Annotated in this window: 17 protein-coding genes and 1 pseudogene; 6 read left to right on the forward strand and 12 right to left on the reverse strand. The window is 67.5% G+C overall.

Features of this window, described 5'->3' with window-relative positions; genetic code table 11:
• From Q8814_RS11405 to Q8814_RS11415, 3 genes are all read left to right on the forward strand, one after another.
• Nucleotides 1-376 (forward strand): asparagine synthase-related protein (locus Q8814_RS11405; protein ID WP_330152130.1); only part of this gene is annotated, 376 nt, incomplete at its 5' end.
• A complete protein-coding gene (locus tag Q8814_RS11410) occupies nucleotides 373-2,235 on the forward strand; it encodes an alpha/beta hydrolase family protein (RefSeq protein ID WP_330152131.1) in 1,863 nt (620 codons plus the stop codon). The genes Q8814_RS11405 and Q8814_RS11410, both read left to right, overlap by 4 nt.
• A complete protein-coding gene (locus Q8814_RS11415; RefSeq protein ID WP_330152132.1) occupies nucleotides 2,232-3,362 on the forward strand; it encodes an amidohydrolase in 1,131 nt (376 codons plus the stop codon). The genes Q8814_RS11410 and Q8814_RS11415 overlap by 4 nt, the downstream gene beginning before the upstream one ends.
• 79 nt (nucleotides 3,363-3,441) lie before the next feature.
• Here Q8814_RS11415 and Q8814_RS11420 read toward each other — a convergent pair whose 3' ends face one another.
• Genes Q8814_RS11420 through Q8814_RS11430 form a run of 3 tightly spaced genes read right to left on the reverse strand, consistent with a single transcriptional unit; the run spans nucleotide 3,442 to nucleotide 6,087 of the window.
• Complete coding sequence (locus Q8814_RS11420) at nucleotides 3,442-4,089, reverse strand: hypothetical protein (RefSeq protein WP_330152133.1); 648 nt, start codon at nucleotides 4,087-4,089, stop codon at nucleotides 3,442-3,444.
• Nucleotides 4,076-5,350, reverse strand: a complete 1,275-nt coding sequence (hisS, locus tag Q8814_RS11425; protein WP_330152134.1) for a histidine--tRNA ligase — start codon at nucleotides 5,348-5,350, stop codon at nucleotides 4,076-4,078. Before hisS ends, Q8814_RS11420 begins: the two co-directional genes overlap by 14 nt.
• A 53-nt stretch (nucleotides 5,351-5,403) precedes the next feature.
• Complete coding sequence (locus tag Q8814_RS11430) at nucleotides 5,404-6,087, reverse strand: MBL fold metallo-hydrolase (RefSeq protein ID WP_330152153.1); 684 nt, start codon at nucleotides 6,085-6,087, stop codon at nucleotides 5,404-5,406.
• A 178-nt stretch (nucleotides 6,088-6,265) separates the two neighbouring features.
• On the opposite strand from Q8814_RS11430, the gene Q8814_RS11435 reads away from it, so the two are divergent.
• The 3 genes from Q8814_RS11435 (at nucleotide 6,266) to Q8814_RS11445 (ending at nucleotide 8,885) form a co-directional block, all read left to right on the forward strand.
• Nucleotides 6,266-7,147, forward strand: coding sequence for a peptidylprolyl isomerase (locus Q8814_RS11435; protein ID WP_330152135.1), 882 nt, complete (start codon nucleotides 6,266-6,268; stop codon nucleotides 7,145-7,147).
• Nucleotides 7,147-7,929, forward strand: a complete 783-nt coding sequence (locus Q8814_RS11440) for a peptidylprolyl isomerase (protein ID WP_330152136.1) — start codon at nucleotides 7,147-7,149, stop codon at nucleotides 7,927-7,929. The genes Q8814_RS11435 and Q8814_RS11440 overlap by 1 nt, the downstream gene beginning before the upstream one ends.
• Nucleotides 7,930-8,069: 140 nt before the next feature.
• On the forward strand, nucleotides 8,070-8,885 hold the full coding sequence (locus Q8814_RS11445; RefSeq protein ID WP_330152137.1) for a peptidylprolyl isomerase: 816 nt from the start codon (nucleotides 8,070-8,072) through the stop codon (nucleotides 8,883-8,885).
• A gap of 22 nt (nucleotides 8,886-8,907) precedes the next feature.
• Here Q8814_RS11445 and Q8814_RS11450 read toward each other — a convergent pair whose 3' ends face one another.
• From Q8814_RS11450 to ruvC, 9 genes and pseudogenes are all read right to left on the reverse strand, one after another.
• The gene (locus Q8814_RS11450) at nucleotides 8,908-11,214 is read right to left on the reverse strand and encodes a RelA/SpoT family protein (protein WP_330152138.1); all 2,307 of its coding nucleotides are present in this window, start codon (nucleotides 11,212-11,214) and stop codon (nucleotides 8,908-8,910) included.
• 94 nt (nucleotides 11,215-11,308) lie between these two features.
• Entirely contained in the window at nucleotides 11,309-11,866 is a 558-nt protein-coding gene (locus Q8814_RS11455; RefSeq protein ID WP_330152139.1) for an adenine phosphoribosyltransferase, read from the reverse strand.
• Entirely contained in the window at nucleotides 11,863-13,620 is a 1,758-nt protein-coding gene (locus Q8814_RS11460) for an ABC transporter substrate-binding protein (protein WP_330152140.1), read from the reverse strand. Before Q8814_RS11460 ends, Q8814_RS11455 begins: the two co-directional genes overlap by 4 nt.
• Nucleotide 13,621: 1 nt before the next feature.
• Nucleotides 13,622-14,821 carry a protein translocase subunit SecF gene (gene secF / locus Q8814_RS11465; protein ID WP_330152141.1) on the reverse strand — a complete coding sequence of 400 codons (1,200 nt, stop codon included), beginning with the start codon at nucleotides 14,819-14,821 and terminating at the stop codon, nucleotides 13,622-13,624.
• Between the two features lie 2 nt (nucleotides 14,822-14,823).
• Nucleotides 14,824-16,560: a protein translocase subunit SecD gene (secD, locus tag Q8814_RS11470; protein ID WP_330152142.1), complete on the reverse strand. Its 1,737-nt coding sequence runs from the start codon at nucleotides 16,558-16,560 to the stop codon at nucleotides 14,824-14,826.
• 170 nt (nucleotides 16,561-16,730) lie between these two features.
• Nucleotides 16,731-17,069 carry a preprotein translocase subunit YajC gene (gene yajC, locus Q8814_RS11475; protein WP_330152143.1) on the reverse strand — a complete coding sequence of 113 codons (339 nt, stop codon included), beginning with the start codon at nucleotides 17,067-17,069 and terminating at the stop codon, nucleotides 16,731-16,733.
• A 182-nt stretch (nucleotides 17,070-17,251) separates the two neighbouring features.
• Nucleotides 17,252-18,364, reverse strand: coding sequence for a Holliday junction branch migration DNA helicase RuvB (gene ruvB, locus Q8814_RS11480; RefSeq protein WP_330152144.1), 1,113 nt, complete (start codon nucleotides 18,362-18,364; stop codon nucleotides 17,252-17,254).
• Entirely contained in the window at nucleotides 18,361-18,960 is a 600-nt protein-coding gene (ruvA, locus tag Q8814_RS11485) for a Holliday junction branch migration protein RuvA (protein WP_330152145.1), read from the reverse strand. The genes ruvB and ruvA overlap by 4 nt, the downstream gene beginning before the upstream one ends.
• Nucleotides 18,957-19,488 (reverse strand): annotated as a pseudogene (gene ruvC / locus Q8814_RS11490) (crossover junction endodeoxyribonuclease RuvC). Before ruvC ends, ruvA begins: the two are co-directional and overlap by 4 nt.
• Nucleotides 19,489-19,547: the final 59 nt, after the last annotated feature.

Genomic DNA, 19,547 nt, shown 5'->3' on the forward strand with positions numbered 1-19,547 from the left:
CTGCCCCGCCGAATTGAAGCTGGCCTCCGGCGGCAAGGGCGTCCTCAAGGAAGCGAGCCGGGCGTTGCGTCCCGCGGAGATCATCGACCGGCCGAAGGGCTATTTCCCGGTGCCGGGAATTCGTCATCTCGACGGTGAACTGCTCGACATGGTGCACGAGGCGCTGACCGGGCACACCGCGCGGCAGCGGAGCCCGTTCGATCCCGCCGCGGTGGCCGGGCTCCTCGCAGACCCCAACGGCAACCGCACCACGCTGGGTTCGAATGCCCTGTGGCAGGTCGCCCTGCTCGAATTGTGGTTGCAGACGATGGACGGCATCGCTGCCGCGCGCCCGTCGACTGCTCCCCCGTCGACCACACGACAGGAGATCACATGACACCGCTCCCCGACGACACGGCGAACCTGCGATTCACCTCCGGTGCCTCCGTGTCACCCGACGCCCACTCGGTTGCGTACCTCGTCGACGACGGCGGCTATCCCCACGTGGTCGAACGGGCACTTCTCGGCCGCACCGCCGGTCCGCCCTGCGGGGTGAATCTTCCCGTCGTCGGGCCGGTCACGCGGGTGCAGCACTCGGAGGACGGCAAATGGCTCGCGTGCCAGGTTGCGCCGGACGCGGGCACCCGCACCCAGGTGTGGGCGGTGCCGTGCGGCAAGGGAGGCGCCGGCGCGCGCCGGCTCGACCGGGCCGACGACTCCTCGACCGAACTCGTCGGCTGGGACGGGAGTCGTGTCGCGGTCACCGCGAGCGACGAGAACGGCGTGTCCGAAGCCCGCGTGATCGATCCCGAGTCCGGGACCGCGGCAGTTCTCGATCGGCGGGTCGGTGGGCATCTCGTCGATTCGTGGGACGGATCGGCGCTGCTGCGGGTCGGCCCGCGCGGACACCGCGAGTTGCTGTTCCTACGAGCGGACGGCTCTTATATCCCCCTGCTGCCGGCCGACGTCGGATCGACCACCGATGCGGGCGTGATCCTCGACGATCACGGGCAGCACCACAGCGCGCTGCAACCCGGCTCGCCGTGGACGTCGACCGAGGGTGAGCCCGCACAGTTCGTTCGCGCGGTCGTGCGCAGCGATCACGGCACCGACTTCGCGCGGTTGCTCGGTGTGGCCGTGTCGGACGAAGGGGTGTCGTATCGGTTGCTGGCCGAACGCACCGATGCCGAGCTGGACGAGTTCGCGGTCAGTGAAGACCACACCATCGTCGCGTTGTTGTGGAACTGCAAGGGCTCCAGTGAGTTGCAGATCCTCAACCTGTCGGACGGCACGACGGATCCACCGTTGCCGTTGCCGGGACCGGTTGCGTCTCAACCGAGCCTGAGTGCCAACGGTTCGGTGCTCGCCGTCACCGTCGAAGGTCCGGGGATGCCACCGTCGGTGGAGTTGGTCAATCCCCGGTCGGGTGACTGGAATCCGGTCGAGCACGCTCGCACCCGGGTCGAACCCGCGAACATGCCGATGGCCCTCGAATTCATCGCGCGGGACGGATTACCCCTGTCGGGCTGGTGGTATCGCGGTGCCGGCGGTCGTCCCGGTCCGGTGCTGCTGTATCTTCACGGCGGGCCGGAAGCGCAGGAACGTCCGGGTTTCAGCGACTACTTCCCCGCTCTGACGGCCGCAGGTATCTCGGTGTTCGCACCGAACGTGCGGGGGTCCGGTGGTTTCGGTCGCCGGTTCTCACACGCCGACGACCGGTACGGACGGTTCGCGGCCATCGATGATGTCGCCGACTGCGTCCACATGCTTGTCGAACGTGAATTGGCCGCTCCCGGCGGTGTCGCGTGCGCGGGACGCTCGTACGGCGGCTATCTCACGTTGGCAGCGCTGACCTTTCACGCTCCTCTGTTCGCGACGGGAATTGCGATCTGCGGGATGAGTGATCTCGAAAGTTTCTATGCCCACACCGAGCCGTGGATCGCTGCCGCCGCCTACCCGAAATACGGCCACCCCGAGGCGGATCGGGAGCTGCTACAGGAGCTCTCGCCGATCCACCGGATCGACGATCTCACCGCACCACTGCTCGTCGTGCACGGCGCTCACGACACGAACGTGCCCGTCAGCGAGTCGCGGCAGATCGTCGAGGCGGTACGTGCACGCGGTGGCATTGCCGATTTCCTGCTGTTCGACGACGAAGGCCACGAGATCGTCACCCGGGAGAACCGAGCCCGGCTGGCCACAGCGATGGTCGACTGGCTCACCGTTCACCTCGCCGTGCCGCAGGAGATGTCGTGACAATCGATCTCGAGCAACTCACGGCGTGGCGGCGCGATCTGCACGCGCACCCGGAGTTGTCCTTCGCCGAATACCGCACCACCCGGGTCGTCGCGGACCATCTGCGTGCGCTGGGGCTGGCACCCGTGCTCCTGCCGCGCGGTACCGGATTGTGGTGCGACGTCGGTCCGTCCATCGGCACGGCCATCGCCCTGCGCGCCGATCTGGATGCGTTGCCTCTCACCGAGGCCACCGGATTGCCCTACTCGTCGACTGTCGATGGTGTCGCGCATGCGTGCGGACACGACGCCCACACCGCGATGCTCATGGGCGCGGCTGCCGTCCTCGCAGCCGCTCCTCCCCCACGTAGGGTGAGACTGATCTTCCAACCCGGGGAGGAAACCACACCCGGGGGCGCGCTCGATGTCGTCGCCGCGGGCGCGCTCGAAGGGGTGTCCAAGATCTTTGCGCTGCACTGCGCTCCGCAATTGGAAGTGGGCAAGCTGGCCACGCGGGCGGGTCCGATCACCTCGTCGAACGCTTCGGTTACGGTGCTGTTGAGATCGGAGGGCGGCCATTCGGCACGTCCGTATCTGACCGGCGATCTGATCCACGCCGCCGCGGTTCTCGTCACCGGCCTGGCATCGGTGCTGGATCGGTGTCTCGACGCCCGGACCGCGACAGTGCTGACCTGGGGAAAGCTGGTCGCCGGGCAGGTGGGAAACGCGATCCCGGAGTCGGGTGAACTCGTCGGCACGCTGCGCAGCGCATCGCACCAGACGTGGGCGACGGTCGAGCCTGTCGTGCGGCGCGCGATCGCACATCTGCTGGCGCCGTACGACGTCGGACACGAGCTCGTTTTCGTGCAGGGCGTTCCCCCGGTGGTCAACGCCCCCGACTGCACCGCCGACCTGATTGCCGCGATCGAATCGGTGGTAGGGCTCGGCAATCTTGCCGAAGCTCAACAGTCCAGCGGAGGTGAAGATTTCGCGTGGTATCTGGAGAAGGTACCCGGAGCGATGGCCAGACTCGGAGTCTGGGACGGAGTCGGCGAACGGTGCGACCTGCACCAGCCCGAATTCACCCTCGACGAGCGGGCCCTCGAATACGGAATGCGTACCTTCGTCGCGCTGGCACACGGCACGTAGCGACACCGCGCTCGCGTTTGCACTGAATTCACGTTGGCACTGAATTCACGTTGGCACTGAATTCACGTTCGCACCGAATTCAGTCGACGAGCGCTGCAACCTCGTGGTCGGTGAGAGTGGTCTGCGGAACACGGCCGGCGTCCCGTGCCAGCACGATCGCCCGGTAGAGCGGCCGCTCACCGAGCTCGGCCCCACGGGCTTCGGCGCGCAACTGCTCGACAAGCACCGACGAGACCGCGGCAGCGGAGGCCAACTCGCTCGCGGCGAACGCATCGGCGAGCTTGCGCAGCGCCAGGATCTCGAGCTCGCGCCCACCGCCGTTCGCGTACAGCGCCAGCGGCACCGACACGAGGCTGTGATCGCCGTCGTTGACCCTCAAAACGACCTGCGACACCCGGGCAACCCGGACGAGCACCTCGACACCCGCCAGATGCTTCAGCTCTACCGTGCGATCGCGCAGCAACCCACCAGCGGTGAGCACCGTGCCGTCGAGCCGCAGATGCCGCCGACTCGCCGCGAACGCACCGAGCGCGGGCGGCACCGCAATGAGCGCACCCACGAACACTGCCGCCCACAGCGGCGCCACCAGCCACACCAGTACCCCGACAACGACGCCCACGGCGATCGCGATCAGCGCGATCCTGAGGACGCGGGGCAGAAGCAACTGGGTCGGAATCAGGTCGAGCGACACGGGTGGCGGACCACTCCGTCCGTCAGGCGCCGGCAACGACCTCACCCACGTGCGAGACGACGTCGGCGAGCGACACGGCATGCTGTTCACCGTTGCGCAGGTCCTTGACGACGATCTCACCGGCGTCGAGTTCCCGCTCGCCGAGCACCAGCGCGACAACGGCTCCCGATTTGTCGGCGGCCTTCATCGCGCCCTTGAGACCGCGGCCGCCGTACGCGAGGTCGACGCGGACACCCGCAGCGCGCAGTCGGTGCGCGATCGGCATGAGCGCCGCTTTCGCGGCGTCTCCCATCGGCACCCCGTACACCTCGCACCGGGCCGGGGTCGTCGCGGATTTTCCTTCGGCGGCGAGCGCCAGGATGGTGCGGTCCACGCCGAGACCGAAACCGATCCCGGACAACGGTTGCCCGCCGAGTTGCTCCATCAGCCCGTCGTAGCGACCGCCACCACCGATTCCGGACTGCGCGCCGAGTCCGTCGTGCACGAACTCGAACGTGGTCTTCGTGTAGTAGTCCAGTCCCCGCACCATCCGCGGATTGATCACGTACGGCACACCGAGCGCATCGAGATGACCGAGCACCTCGTCGAAATGCGCCTTGGCGGTATCGGACAGGTGATCGAGCATCAGCGGTGCATCGGCAGTCATCTCCCGGATCGCGGGACGTTTGTCGTCGAGCACGCGCAACGGATTGATCTCCGCGCGACGACGGGTCTCCTCGTCGAGCGACAGTCCGAACAAGAACTGCTGCAACCGCTCCCGATACTGCGGACGGCACGTCTCGTCCCCCAGTGAGGTGATCTCGAGACGGAACCCGTCGAGCCCGAGGCTCCGGAAACCCGCGTCGGCGATGGCGATGACCTCCGCATCGAGGGCGGGGTCGTCGATACCGATGGCCTCGACACCGACCTGCTGCAACTGCCGGTAACGACCGGCCTGCGGCCGCTCGTAGCGGAAGAACGGACCCGAGTACGACAACTTGACCGGAAGCTGTCCCCGGTCGAGGCCGTGCTCGATGACCGCCCGCATCACGCCGGCAGTGCCCTCGGGCCGCAGCGTCACCGACCGGCCACCGCGATCGGCAAACGTGTACATCTCCTTCGTGACGACGTCGGTGGACTCGCCGACGCCGCGCGCGAACAGGCCTGTGTCCTCGAAGATCGGCAGTTCGATGTGCCCGTACCCGGCCAGCCGCGCGGCGCGGGTCAACCCGTCGCGAACCGCCACGAACTCCGCGGACTGCGGGGGAACGTAGTCGGGCACACCCTTCGGTGCCGAAAACGAGGAGGGCTTACTCACTGTCGCTGCTTTCTTTCGTCGAACGGGGTCGTGTAGATGGGCGTTCGCGCCGGTCAGCGCGAGCCGGTCAGGCCTACCAGGAACGGGTTCGATGCCCGTTCCTGCCCGATGGTGCTGGCTCCGCCGTGGCCGGGAAGGATATTGGTGCCGTCGTCGAGCACGAGCAGCTTCTCGGCGATCGACGAGAGCAACTGCTCGTGGCTGCCGCCGGGAAGATCGGTGCGTCCCACCGAGCCCTGGAACAGGGTGTCGCCGGTCAGGGCCACCTGCACTTCGGCGCCGTCGCTCAGGGTCGCGCGGGTGCGCAGCACCACCGAACCGGGGGTGTGACCGGGTGTGTGGTCGACGATGAACTCGATACCGGCGTACTCGATCTCGTCACCGTCTGCCAGCTCGACGACGTCGTGCGGCTCGGTGAAGGTGTGGCCCTCGAGGAACGGTGCCAGGCTCGATCCCAGCCCCACTCCCGGATCGGCGAGCATGTGCCGGTCCCCGGGATGGATGTACGTGGGGATCTCGAAACGATCGGCGACGGCCTGCGCGGACCACATGTGATCGAGGTGCCCGTGGGTGAGGAGCACGGCACGAGGAGTGAGATCGGATCCGGTCAGGAATTCCACCAGCGGTTCGGTGGCATCCTGTCCTGGATCGACGACGACGCACTCCTTCGCGTTGTCCTGCGCGAGGATGTAACAGTTGGTCTGGAACATCCCGGCGGGGAATCCGGTCACGAGCACGGGCATCGCTCCTACGGTGTGGGCAGTCTCCGGGGGCATCGGAGGTCTCCTACAGACTAGGCGCAGCGCCCCGTCCGTTCGCTCTCAGGTTGGAGTGGCAAACTCGATCCGGCCTGAACCTGAGCTCAGTCGCAGCCGGGCTCACTCACAACCCACCGTTCACGGGAGGACAACTGCAGTGCCGAGCAACGCACAGCGGCGCAATGCCGCGAAACGCAAACTCGAGCGGCAGCTCGAACGCCGAGCGGAACGCGAACGTAAGCGCCGCCGGACGACGATCGCCCTGTCTGCTCTCGGGGTGATCGTGGTGGTGGGGGCCGGAGTTGCACTGTGGGCGGTGAACAGCGGCAACGACGACACCGCATCCGAGGCGTCCGGCGCGGAAACATCCGAGTCCGAAACGCCCGAGTACCCGGCCATTCCCGCCGGCCGATCCGAGCCCCTCCCCGAATCGGTGACCTGCTCGTACCCCGCCGACGGCCGTGAGCCCGCCAAACCGGTGGAGCCGCCGCGTACCGACGGCATCCTTACCACCGGTGAAGCCAACACCGACATCAGCGTCAGCATGGAGACCACCCAGGGCAACGTGGGCCTCGTCCTGCACAACGACGACGCCCCCTGCACGGTGAACAGCTTCCTGAGCCTGGCCTCGCAGGGATACTTCGACGACACCACCTGCCACCGGCTCACCACATCGCCGATGCTGCAGGTACTGCAGTGCGGCGACCCGACGGGCAGCGGTTCGGGCGGTCCCGGCTACCAGTTCGCCAACGAGTTCCCCACGGACCAGTACGCGCCCGAAGACCCCGCCGCGCAGGAACCGGCGACCTATCCGCGTGGCACCCTCGCGATGGCCAACGCCGGTCCGGACACGAACGGTAGCCAGTTCTTCCTGGTTTACGGCGATTCGGTGCTCCCGCCGCAGTACACGGTGTTCGGCACCATCGACGAGACGGGCTTGGAAACCCTCGACAAGATCGCCGCGGCGGGTGTTGCCGGCGGTGCCGGCGACGGCGCCCCGGCACTGGAAACGTCGCTGACGAGTGTGAGGATGGACTGATGACCCGCACTTTCCGCACCACCCTCGCCGCCGCCGCGGGACTCGCGCTGTTGCTGACCGGCTGCTCGACCGACTCGGCGGAGGACTCGACGTCGCCGACCGGGACGAGCGCCGCCGGCAGCGGGCAGTCCCCCGAGTACACCGGCATGTTGCCGGAACGCCCGTCCGACGGCGACCCGGTTTCCTGCACGTACACCCCGGACGGCGACTCGGCGCGCGAGGTGACGCCCCCGGCCGCGACGGACGTGCCGGCAGCAGGTATCGCCGAGGCGACGATGACCACCAGCGCGGGCCCGATCGGGTTGCTGCTGGATCGAGCCGCGGCACCGTGCACGGTGAACAGCTTCGTCTCCCTGGCCGAGCAGGGCTACTTCGACGGCACGCCGTGCCATCGGCTGGTGACCTCCCCCGGTCTGCAGGTGTTGCAGTGTGGCGATCCCACCGGCACCGGCACGGGTGGACCCGGTTACGGTTTCGACACCGAGTACCCGGAGAACGTCTACAAGACGGGCGACTCGCAGCTGCGGCAGCCGGTCGTATACCCACGGGGCACGATCGCGATGGCGAACACGGGGCAGCCCGGCAGCAACGGCAGTCAGTTCTTCCTCGTCTACGCCGATTCGCAGCTGCCTCCCACGTACACGGTGTTCGGCACGGTCGACGAGGCCGGACTGGCCGTGATCGAAGAGGTGGCAGCGGGCGGCGACGACGGGTCGATGGCGGCCGGTGGTGGAGCACCCAACACCCCCGTACAGATCGAATCGGTCACCGTCGCGTCCTGATCCGCTCCGACAAGCCACTCCGCCCGCCTCCGAGTCCGGTGGCGGGCGGAGTCGTCCGTCCCCGCCCGGAACAAAGTGCAGGTCACCGGTAGGGGCGAGCTCTGTCCAATGGTGACCCGATCGGCTACGCTCCTCAGGTTGTGACCCACCGTACGTCGGCCGACGCATCCCGGACCCGCGCCGCCATCTCGATCTGTCTCGCACTCGCGGCGTCCCTCGTCGTCGCCGGCTGCGCCACCGACGACGCCTCGACCACGACAACGGTATCGACCACGTCCCCCGGCCCGACCGCCCGCGCCGACGGACCTGCTTCCCTGTCGCACTACCCGGCCCTGCCACCACCGCCGGCGCCGACAGCAGGAACCATCCGGTGCACCTACACCCCCGTGGGCACCGCAACACCGCCGGGCGGCACACCGTCGTCGTCGACGTCCGCCTCCGGAACCGTCGACGTCACCCTGCAGACCTCGGTCGGTCCGATACCGCTGGTCCTCGACCGGGCGCTGGCCCCGTGTGCCGTCAACAACTTCGAGAACCTTGCGGCGAGCGGCTTCTACGACGACACCTCGTGCCACCGCCTGTTGATGGCGCCCGGCACGCAGCTGTACCAGTGTGGCGACCCGACCGGGACCGGCACCGGTGGGCCGGGGTACACTTTCGCCTCCGAATACCCCGTTCCGGCGTTCGCCGCGGACATGCAGGAAAGCTACCGCGGGCTCGTGGTCGTCTACCCGCGCGGTACCGTCGCGATGACCGGCCACGACAACAACAACGGCAGCCAGTTCTTCCTTCTTCTCGGAGATTCGGCGCTGCGCCCCGATTACACGGTGTTCGGTCGCATCGCCGACTCCGCACTACCGGCCCTCGACGCCGCCGCCGCGACCGGCGACGACGGCAGCAGCCCGCTCGGCGGTGGTGTTCCGAACACACCGCTGGTGATCACGGCAGTGCGATAACAACCACCGGCAACGTTCGCGGCTACGCCGCGGATGTCACACGGTAGACGTCGTACACACCTTCCACGTTGCGCACCACGTTGAGCACGTGCCCGAGATGCTTCGGATCGCCCATCTCGAACGTGAAGCGGCTCACTGCAACCCGATCACCGGTGGTGGTCACCGACGCTGACAGGATGTTGACCCTCTCGTCGGCGAGCGCCTTCGTCACGTCCGACAGCAGACGGTGCCGATCGAGTGCTTCGATCTGGATCGCGACCAGAAACACCGACGACGCCGACGGGGCCCATTCGACCTCGATGATGCGCTCGGACTGCTCCTTCAGCGAACCGGCGTTGGTGCAATCGGTGCGGTGTACGCTGACCGACCCGGTGCGCGTCACGAACCCCATGATCTCGTCGCCCGGCACCGGAGTGCAGCACTTGGCGAGCTTGGATACCGTGCCCGGTGCGCCCGGCACGAGGATGCCCGAGTCGCCGCTCTGGCGGGAACGGGTCGGGATCGTCGACGGGGTCGAGCGTTCGGCGAGTTCTTCTTCGACGCCACCGACGCCCCCGAGCATCGCCACGAGCCGCTGCACCACATGGTGCGCCGAGACATGGTGTTCGCCGACCGCGGTGTACAGCGCCGAGACATCCGCGTAGTGCAATTCCTTGGCGACCGCGACCATCAGGTCGGCGTTCATCAGCCGCTGCAACGGCAGACCGACGCGCCTGACCTCCTTGGCGATGCCGTCCTTACCGGCTTCGAGGGCTTCCTCGCGGCGTTCTTTCGCGAACCACTGCCGGATCTTCGCCTTCGCGCGCGGCGACACGACGAAGGCCTGCCAGTCCCGGCTCGGACCCGCATTCGGGTCCTTCGAGGTGAACACCTCGACGACCTCGCCATTCTCGAGCTTCCGCTCGAGGGCGACCAGCCGGCCGTTGACCCGGGAGCCGATGCAGCGATGACCGACCTCGGTGTGCACGGCGTACGCGAAGTCGACGGGTGTCGAACCCGACGGCAGCGTGATCACATCACCCTTCGGGGTGAAGACGAAAATTTCCTTGACCGCGAGGTCGTAACGCAGTGACTCGAGGAATTCTCCCGGGTCGGCGGCTTCGCGCTGCCAGTCGAGCAGCTGTCGCATCCACGCCATGTCGTCGAGTTCTCCGACGTCCCCGGAATGCCGGCCCTTGGTCTCCTTGTAGCGCCAGTGCGCGGCGATACCGAACTCGGCAGTCCGGTGCATGTCGCGCGTCCGGATCTGAACCTCGAGCGGCTTTCCTTCCGGGCCGATGACCGTGGTGTGCAGCGACTGGTACACGCCGTAGCGCGGCTGCGCGATGTAGTCCTTGAACCGGCCCGCCATCGGCTGCCACAGCGAGTGCACCACGCCGACCGCGGCGTAGCAGTCGCGGATCTCGTTGCACAGGATGCGTACACCGACAAGGTCGTGGATGTCGTCGAAGTCGCGTCCCTTGACGATCATCTTCTGATAGATCGACCAATAATGCTTCGGGCGGCCCTCGACGGTCGCGTCGATACGCGACGCGGCGAGCGTCTGGTTGATCTCGGCACGGACCTTGGCGAGGTAGGTGTCGCGGGACGGGGCACGCGTGGCGACCAGCCGCACGATCTCCTCGTACTTCTTGGGATGCAGGATCGCGAACGACAGATCCTCGAGTTCCCATTTGACCGTGGCCATGCCGAGCCGGTGCGCGAGCGGCGCGATGACCTCGAGGGTTTCGCGGGCCTTGCGGGCCTGCTTCTCCGGCGGCAGGAACCGCATGGTCCGCATGTTGTGCAGGCGATCGGCGACCTTGATCACCAGCACCCGCGGGTCGCGCGCCATCGCAATGATCATCTTGCGGATCGTCTCGGCCTCGGCAGCCGTGCCGAGCACCACCTTGTCGAGTTTGGTGACCCCGTCGACGAGGTGAGCGACTTCGTCGCCGAATTCGGCGGTCAGCTGCTCGAGGCTGTACCCGGTGTCCTCGACCGTGTCGTGCAGCAACGCCGCGACCAGCGTGGTCGTGTCCATGCCGAGCTCGGCCAGGATGGTCGCGACCGCGAGCGGATGGGTGATATACGGATCGCCGGACTTGCGTTTCTGCGACGCGTGCCGTTCCTCGGCAACGTCGTACGCGCGCTGCAACTGCGACAGATCCGCTTTCGGATACAGCTCCCGGTGGATGGTGACGAGTGGCTCGAGAACCGGCTTGAGGGTCGTGCCGCGCTGACCGGTGATCCGGCGCGCCAAGCGAGCCCGTACCCGCCTCGATGCCGAGGACGATGCCGGCGTCGGGGCCGGACCGGAGCTCTGGGACCGATCAACATTCTGGGTCATGCCCACACCTCCCGCCGCCGCTGTGCACGCGGACAGTTGTGTCGCGCCACATCACCTGGACCGGAACAACCGGCGCCTGGGCCAACTCTAGTCCTCAGATCTGCACGATCGCCGTCAGCGGGTGCTTTTCCAGCCGGGCTCGTCCACCCAGAGCCTCGATCTCGGTGACCACGGCTACCGCCACCACCTCCGCACCGGCCTGCTCGAGCAATTGCACGGTCGCAGCCAGGGTGCCGCCGGTGGCCAGCACATCGTCGACAACGAGTACGCGACGTCCTCGCAACGTCTCCGAGTCGGCGGGAATCTCGATGGCAGCGGTTCCGTACTCGAGCGCGTACTCGACGGTCTGCACCGGCGGAGGCAACTTGCCGGCCTTGCGCACCGCGAGCACACCGACGCCCAGATTCCGGGCCAGTCCCCCGCCGAGCAGGAATCCGCGGGCATCGACGCCCGCTACGAGTTCGGCGTCCGGTGCCGCCGCCGCCAAAGCCGCGACCACCGCCGCGAACGTCGGACCGTCCGCGAAGACCGGCGTCAGGTCGGCGAAACGAACGCCGGCGGAAGGAAAGTCGTCGACCCACCGGGTCTTCGCGGAGACCGCGGCTGCGGCGCGTCGGAGGAGGGCATCGTCGACGATTCGATGTGCGTTCACCCGCCCAGTATCCAACGGTCCATATTCCAGCCCGCACCTGCGGTGGTGGGATTGACGACCGCCGCGCGCATTCCCGGCGCAAATCCGACCGTGCGGGGCTGCGCAAACAACGGCACCGTCGGCATGTCGGACCACAGAATTGCTTCGCCCTCGGCCGCCAACCCGGCGATCGTCGCGCTGTCGCCGGTGATGAGCAGCGCATCGAGAATCTCGTCGATCCTGCCGTTGGTGTAGCCGCCGATGTTGCTGCCCGCAGCGGAGTTCAGCGCCTCACGAGCACGCTGCATATCGGCGGATCCCCCGGCGCCCGCGACCGCAGCGGTGCCCGCGAGAACCGCGTCGACGTCGCCGGCGGACAGCTGGGACGGCACGAATGTCTCCGACCCGGCGTCGACGACCTCGATGCCGGCGTCCCGACAGGACTGCGCAATCAGTTCCACGGTCCGGGACCGCCGTTCGTCGGGACCGAGATAGCCGATGCGCACCTCCATCCGATCCTGATTCGAGGCTTCACGTTCACCGCGTGCGGCCTCGACATCCGCCTTTGCGTATCGAGAGGCCGTGCCGACCACACCCGGATACAGCGGCGAGTCGGGCGCCAGCAGCCGCGATGCGACCGGACCCGACACGCCGTCCTCGTCGCCGGCGGCGCCCAGTTCGTCGAACAGCTGCATGCGAGGCACGCACAGCGCGAAGGCACGGCGGGCTTCCGCAGCCTCGAACACACCGCTCGTAGCAAGGACGAGCTGTTCGAGATTGCGGGACACCACCGTGCGCGAGTCGACGGCCTCGCCGAGGTTCAGAGCTTGCCGCAGCGCACCTTCGCCCGAGTCCACGACCTGAATCCGGCCGTCCTCCGCTGCGGCTGCGGCGTCGGTTCCCCGTGGCCACACTACGATCCGATCGGTCGCCGGACGGTTACCCCACCAGCGCTCGTTCGCGACGAGCACGAGACCCTCGTCGGCCGTGTACGACTCGACACGGTACGGCCCCGCGGACGGGAACAGCGTCAGGTCGAGATCGCCGGGGGTCAAGGTCCAGCCGGTGTTCCAGAAGTCGGCGATCCGGCGCACCGCATCGAGATCTCCGCCGTTGACGGCTCCGACCAGATCGGGTACCCCGGCCACGCGCGCGGCGACATGCGCGGGTAGCAGTTCGGTGGCACCGAACAGCGACTTCCAGTCGGTGTCGCCGCGGCCCTGCCGGAACACCACGGTGGCGTCCTTGGAACCGGCTTGGCAATCGATGCGCTCGATGTCGGCGTAACCACCTCGACGGGCGGAGTCGAACACGTTGAGCTGCGCACCCGATTCGTCGGGCGCAGTGAATTTGCCGCTCGCGGCCGCCCAGGTGAGCACCAGATCGTCGCACGACATGGGTACGCCGTCGGAGTACACCGAATTCGGCGACAAGCGGTACTGCACCGTCAGCTGCTCGCCCGGCATCGCGGTGGCGGTGCCGATGTCCGTGTCGGCAACCACGCGGCCCGAGGGACCGACGTAGCCGAACCCCGGAAGCACCCGGCCGAGCGCCTGCGGTGCACCCGACGCCGCACCGTCGACCGTGTTGGCGTTGTAGCTGGTCACCGTGTTGTCGATCGCGTAACCGATCGATGGCAACGGTTCGTCTTCGGTGCTGCAGGCCACGGTGGTCACGGCCAGTACGACGGCGGCCGCGCCGGCCGTGGCGATCCGCCACGGCCATCGGCTACGGGACGAGGACTGTGTTCGCTGGATCGGATCGGTCACCGGCATGTCAGGACCTTCTCTTGGCGCGCTTTCCGGTCGGACGAGCTCCTGGCGCGGGTGGACGCGAGACCCCGGTGGAGCCGCCGGGCACCGGCCGACGCGGGCCGGTGACCGAGGTCTTCACCATGTCGGGGCCTGTCGGCTCGGTGGCGGCGTGGCCGTTGCCGGCGCGCGCAGCGGCTTCTTCGCGTTTGGCCAACACCTTACGAGTATGCTTCGCGATCGGTCCGCGCCATTCCTTCAGGGTCACCAGCAGCGGGGATGCAAAGAAGATCGACGAGTACGCGCCGACGACGATGCCGACCAGCTGCACGAGCGCAAGATCCTTGAGAGTGCCGACACCGAGCAGCCACACCGCGATGACCATCAGGGCGATCACCGGCAACACCGAAATGATGGTGGTGTTGATCGAACGCATCAGGGTCTGATTGACAGCCAGATTCGTCTGTTCGGCATAGGTGCGGCGATGCAGATGCAGAATGCCCCGGGTGTTCTCCTCGACCTTGTCGAATACGACCACCGAATCGTAGAGCGAAAAGCCGAGAATCGTGAGCAGGCCGATGACGGTCGCCGGGGTGACCTCGAATCCGACGATCGAGTAGATGCCCGCCGTGACGATCATGTCGAAGAACAGCGCGGCGATCGCAGCGATCGCCATGTCGCGTTCGTATCTGACCGCGATGTAGACACTGACCAGCACCAGGAACACCACCAGCGCGATGAGTGCCTTCTGGGTGATCTGTCCACCCCACGTCTCGCTGACATCGGCGACGCTGATCGAGTTGCGCGACGGCTCACCGTCGGTCCCGACAGGCTGGAACTCCTCGAACAGAGCCGACTGCAGTTCGTCGACCTGTGCCCGGTCGAGGGCTTCGGAGCGGATCTGCACGGTCGCGCCGGACCCGGCACCGACCGTCTGCACCGCCTCGGGTTCGGAACCGATCGTGTCGCTGTAGACGGTCTCGACGTCCTCGACGCTCACCCCCGCCACCGCCGGCATCTGAATGCGGGTACCGCCCTCGAAGTCGATACCCCAGGTGAAGCCGCGCACGAGCATGCCGAGCAGCGCGACGAGCACGATCACGGCGGTGAGGATGTAGTAGCGCTTGCGCTGTCCGATGATCTCGAACGCTCCGGTGCCTGTGTACAGGCCCGAGAACTTACCGTGATGGGAAGCGGCCGGTGCCGCTGTCGTCGTGTCGGTCATCGTCACGCCTCCTTCGCCGCGGCCGCTGCGAGCTGACGCTCACGCGCCACCTCTTGAATGGCACCCAGGCCGTTGACGCTCGGCTTGGACCAGAACTTCGACTTCGATGCCAGATGCACCAGTGGCCAGGTAACGAGGAAGACGACCACCACATCCAGAATCGTGGTCAGACCCAGCGTGAACGCGAAGCCGCGTACCTGGCCGACGGCCAGCACGTAGAGCACCGCCGCAGCGATGAAACTGACGGCGTTGCCCGACAGGATCGTGCGCCGGGCACGGGCCCAACCCCGCGGTACCGCGGAGCGGAAGCTGCGACCCTCGCGGATCTCGTCCTTGATGCGTTCGAAGAACACCACGAACGAGTCGGCGGTCATACCGATACCGATGATCAGACCGGCGATCCCGGCGAGGTCGAGGGTGAAACCGATATAGCGGCCGAGCAGCACCATCACCGCGTAGACGGCCAGACCGGACAGCACGAGCGACAGCGCCGTCAGGATGCCGAGGAGCCGGTAGTAGGCCAGGCAGAAGATCAGTACGAGCAGCAGACCCACCGCACCCGCGATCAAACCGGCCTCGAGGGAGGCGAAGCCCAATGTCGCGGACACCGTCTCGGCTTCGGACGCGACGAACGACAGCGGGAGCGACCCGTACTTGAGGGTGTTCGCGAGTTCCGTCGCCTGCGTGTTGGTGAAGTTGCCGGTGATCGAGGTCGCGCTGCCCGCGGGGGTGGCGCCCTGGATCACCGGAGCACTGACCACCTTCGAGTCGAGGGTGAACGCCGCCTGCTTACCGATGTTCGCAGCAGTGAACTGCGCCCATGTGGTGCTGCCCTCGTTGTCGAACGTCAGGCTGACCTCGTATCGCGACTGCTGCGAGTTGAAACCGGACGTGGCGTCCTCGATCTGCTGACCGTCGATGATGCTCGGACCCAACAGGTAGACCGAGGTGCTGTCTGTGGAGCAGGCCACCAGCGGCAGTGCCGGGTCATCGTTACCGGCGAGCGGATCGGCCGCGGAGCAGTCGAGCGACAGCGCAGCCTCCTGCTGCACAGCCGGGTCGGTGCTCTGCCGCATCGCCTTGGCGGCCGCGATGTCCGCAGCAGCCTGCGCCTGCGGACTGCCCGGAACAGGGGTCTCGGTCTCGGATGCGCCGTCCGGTGGTGTGGCGGGCGCAGGCTCGGTGGTCGAGGGCGTCTCCGTCGGAGCGGGCGGCTCGGCCGGATCCTGGGCGGGGAACGGACGGCCCTGCGGTTCGGGTACGTCGGGCGCGGGTGCCTCGCCGGCAGGCGCAGGTGCGCCCGGGGCGGGCTCGGCAGGGGCTTGCTCGGCCGGCGGCTGCGCGCCACTGTTCGAGCTCGCGATCGGACCCCCGATCACCGGCCGGATGTACAGACGCGCGGTCTGACCGAGGGTCTTCGCCTGCGCACTGTCGTCACCGGGCACCGTGATCACCAGGTTGTCGCCGTCGATGACGACCTCGGAACCCGACACACCGAGACCGTTGACCCTGGTCTCGATGATCTGCTGGGCCTGGCGCAGGCTGTCCTCGCTGGGGCTGCTGCCGTCGGGTGTGCGCGCGGTCAGCGTGACGCGCGTGCCTCCCTGCAGATCGATGCCGAGTTTCGGGGTCGGCGACTTGTCCCCGGTGAAGAAGACCAGCGCATACAACGCAACTACGATCGCCCCGAACAGGGCAAGCGAGCGCGCTGGATGCACCGATCCGTTGGAAGGTGCCACGATCTGTCAGTCTCCTCGATACGAGTGAGTGGGTCGGTGATAGCAGCCGTTCAGGGTATGCCACGGCACCGTGTAGACGCCGTCGCGCCGAGCGGAGGGCCGACCGCGCCGGCCTCTGCGAAACGGCGCGGAACGGACGCTACGCGTCGGTGCCGAACGGACGCTACGCGTCAGTGCTCGGTCGGGCGGTCACCGGGCGCGTCGTCGTCCTTGCCCAGAGAGATCGAACCGGAGTTGTCGTCCGTGTCGGTGTGGGAGCCCTCGATCCGCTCACGCACGACGACACGCGACCATACGGTCACGACACCCGGAGCGATCTCGAGGTCGACGGTGTCGTCGGCGAGAGCAACCACGGTCGCATGCAGACCGGCAGTGGTCATGACGCGATCACCCACCCGCAGCGAATCCTGCAGCTGCGACACCTTCTGCATCTCCTTCTTCTGCCGCCGCACTCCCAGGAACGTCGGGACGAGCAAGGCGAGAATCAGGAGCGGGAAGAGCAGTTCCATCGTTGAAGTCAGTCCTCGGTGTTGTGACCAGTGTGTCGTCGCGGCGAGCGAACCGACACGACGTCGCGATCGGCCTCCGCGGGCCGATGCAGTAAACCAGTGTGCCATCACCCGGGCGCAGGCCGTACGACCACTGCTGTCGCGGCGGCGAGCAGAGATCGGAGACGGGGACCGGGACGGCGCTAATCGTCGAACATGTCGAGCTGGGGTTCTCGCGCGCGCACTTCGATTCCCCCGGTTGCCGCGTCCGGAGGCGGGGTCAGACCCAACTGCAGCCAGGCGGCCTGCGTGGCGACCCGGCCGCGCGGCGTGCGCGCCACCATCCCCGCGCGCACGAGGAACGGCTCGCACACCTCTTCCACCGTGGCGGGCTCCTCCCCCACCGCCACGGCAAGGGTCGACACGCCCACCGGACCACCGCCGAAGCTGCGCACCAACGCGCCGAGCACGGCCCGGTCGAGGCGATCCAAACCGACCGGATCCACGTCGTACACCTCGAGCGCCGACCTGGCGATCGCGAGGGTGACCACCCCGTCGGCGCGCACCTCGGCATAGTCGCGCACCCGACGTAGCAGGCGGTTCGCGATGCGCGGCGTGCCGCGGGAACGCCCGGCGATCTCGGCACTCGCGTCGTCTCGGAGGTCGATTCCGAGAATCCGCGCCGACCGTGCCAGGATCTGCTGCAATTCGGCCGGTTCGTAGAAGTCCATGTGCGCGGTGAATCCGAACCGATCGCGCAGCGGGCCGGTCAGCGCGCCCGATCGTGTTGTCGCGCCGACCAGCGTGAAGGGAGCGACCTCCAACGGGATGGACGTGGCACCAGGGCCTTTGCCCACCACGACGTCCACACGGAAGTCCTCCATCGCGAGGTACAGCATCTCTTCGGCAGGCCGGGCGATCCGGTGGATCTCGTCGATGAACAGCACATCACCTTCGGAGAGGTTCGACAGCATCGCGGCAAGGTCGCCTGCCCGCTCCAGAGCGGGCCCCGAGGTCAGTCGCAGGGCTGTGCCGAGTTCGCCGGCGATGATCATGGCCATCGATGTCTTACCCAAACCGGGAGGGCCGGACAGCAGGATGTGGTCCGGAGTACCACCTCGGAGCTTCGCGCCCCGCAGTACCAACTGCAGCTGCTCACGCACCCGCGGCTGCCCGATGAAGTCGTCGAGACTCTTCGGCCGCAGGCTCGTCTCGATGTCGCCGTCCGACGGGAGCTGCCCGGGATCCACCGGAGACTCCTCGTACCCGGTTCCACCTGCTCCGGAGCGGTCGAATTCCCGGTATTCGTCGGTCATCGCGACCCACCGAGGAGCTTCAGCGCTGCGCGCAACGCAGTGGCGACCTCTGCCTGCGAATCTTCGGCGAGGACACGGTCGGTGGCAGGTTCCGCCTGCTTCGCAGTGAATCCGAGGCCGACGAGCGCTTCGACCACCTGGTCGCGAACCGCCGAGCCGGAGAACGGGACCGGTGCGGAGTCTGTTCCGCCTCCGAATACGGCGACCTTGTCGCGCAGCTCGACGATCATGCGTTCCGCTCCGCGCTTGCCGATGCCGGGCACCCGGGTCAGGGCGGACGTGTTTCCATCGGCGAGGGCCGCGCGCAACGCGTCGGGTTCGAGGACCGCCAGCGTGGCCATAGCGAGCCTGGGACCGACGCCCGAGACGGTCTGCAAGACCCCGAACAGCTCCCGCGCCTCGGTGTTCGGAAAGCCGTACAGGGTCATCGAATCCTCGCGCACGATCATCGCGGTGACGAGGCGGGCCTCGTCGCCGCGCCGCAACGTGCCGATGGTGGCGGGGGTTGCGTTGACCCGGTAGCCGATGCCGCCCGCCTCGATCACCACATGGTCGAGGGCAATGTCGAGCACCTCACCGCGAACCGACGCGATCACCGCGCACCTGCTTTCCGTTCGGCGGCCTGCTGTCGCAGCCGCTCCTCGTATCGTCGTTTCTGCGTGGCTGCCGCGGCTTCCGCCGCCGCGAGGCGCGCCAGCATCGGTGCTCGCCACGAATGCAGCGTCGAGTTTCAGGATGCGGGTGATCATTGCCGTCACCTGCTTCTTGTCGGCGCTTCCGTTGCCCGTGACGGCCGCTTTCACCTCACTGGGGGTATGGAACATCACCGGGATCGACCGGCGGGCCGCAGCCAGCGCCACCACACCGCCGGCCTGCGCGGTGCCCATCGCGGTGCGCACGTTGTTCTGCGAGAACACCCGCTCGATGGCGACGACGTCGGGGCGATACCGGTCCATCCACTCCTCGACCGATTCGGAGATGCGAAGCAGCCGATGCGCGAGATCGAGATCGGCGGGGGTCCGGATCACGCCGACCGCCACCGGCAGGACGTCCCGACCGCGCCCCGTATCGACCATGCCGAGACCACAGCGGGTCAGACCGGGGTCGACACCCATCACGCGCACCCGATCACCTCTCGTCGCTACGAACGCTTGTTCGATACAATAGCGGCCGGGGGCGCGCA

The organism is Rhodococcus chondri, assembly GCF_036327435.1.
Taxonomy (GTDB): domain Bacteria; phylum Actinomycetota; class Actinomycetes; order Mycobacteriales; family Mycobacteriaceae; genus Rhodococcus; species Rhodococcus chondri.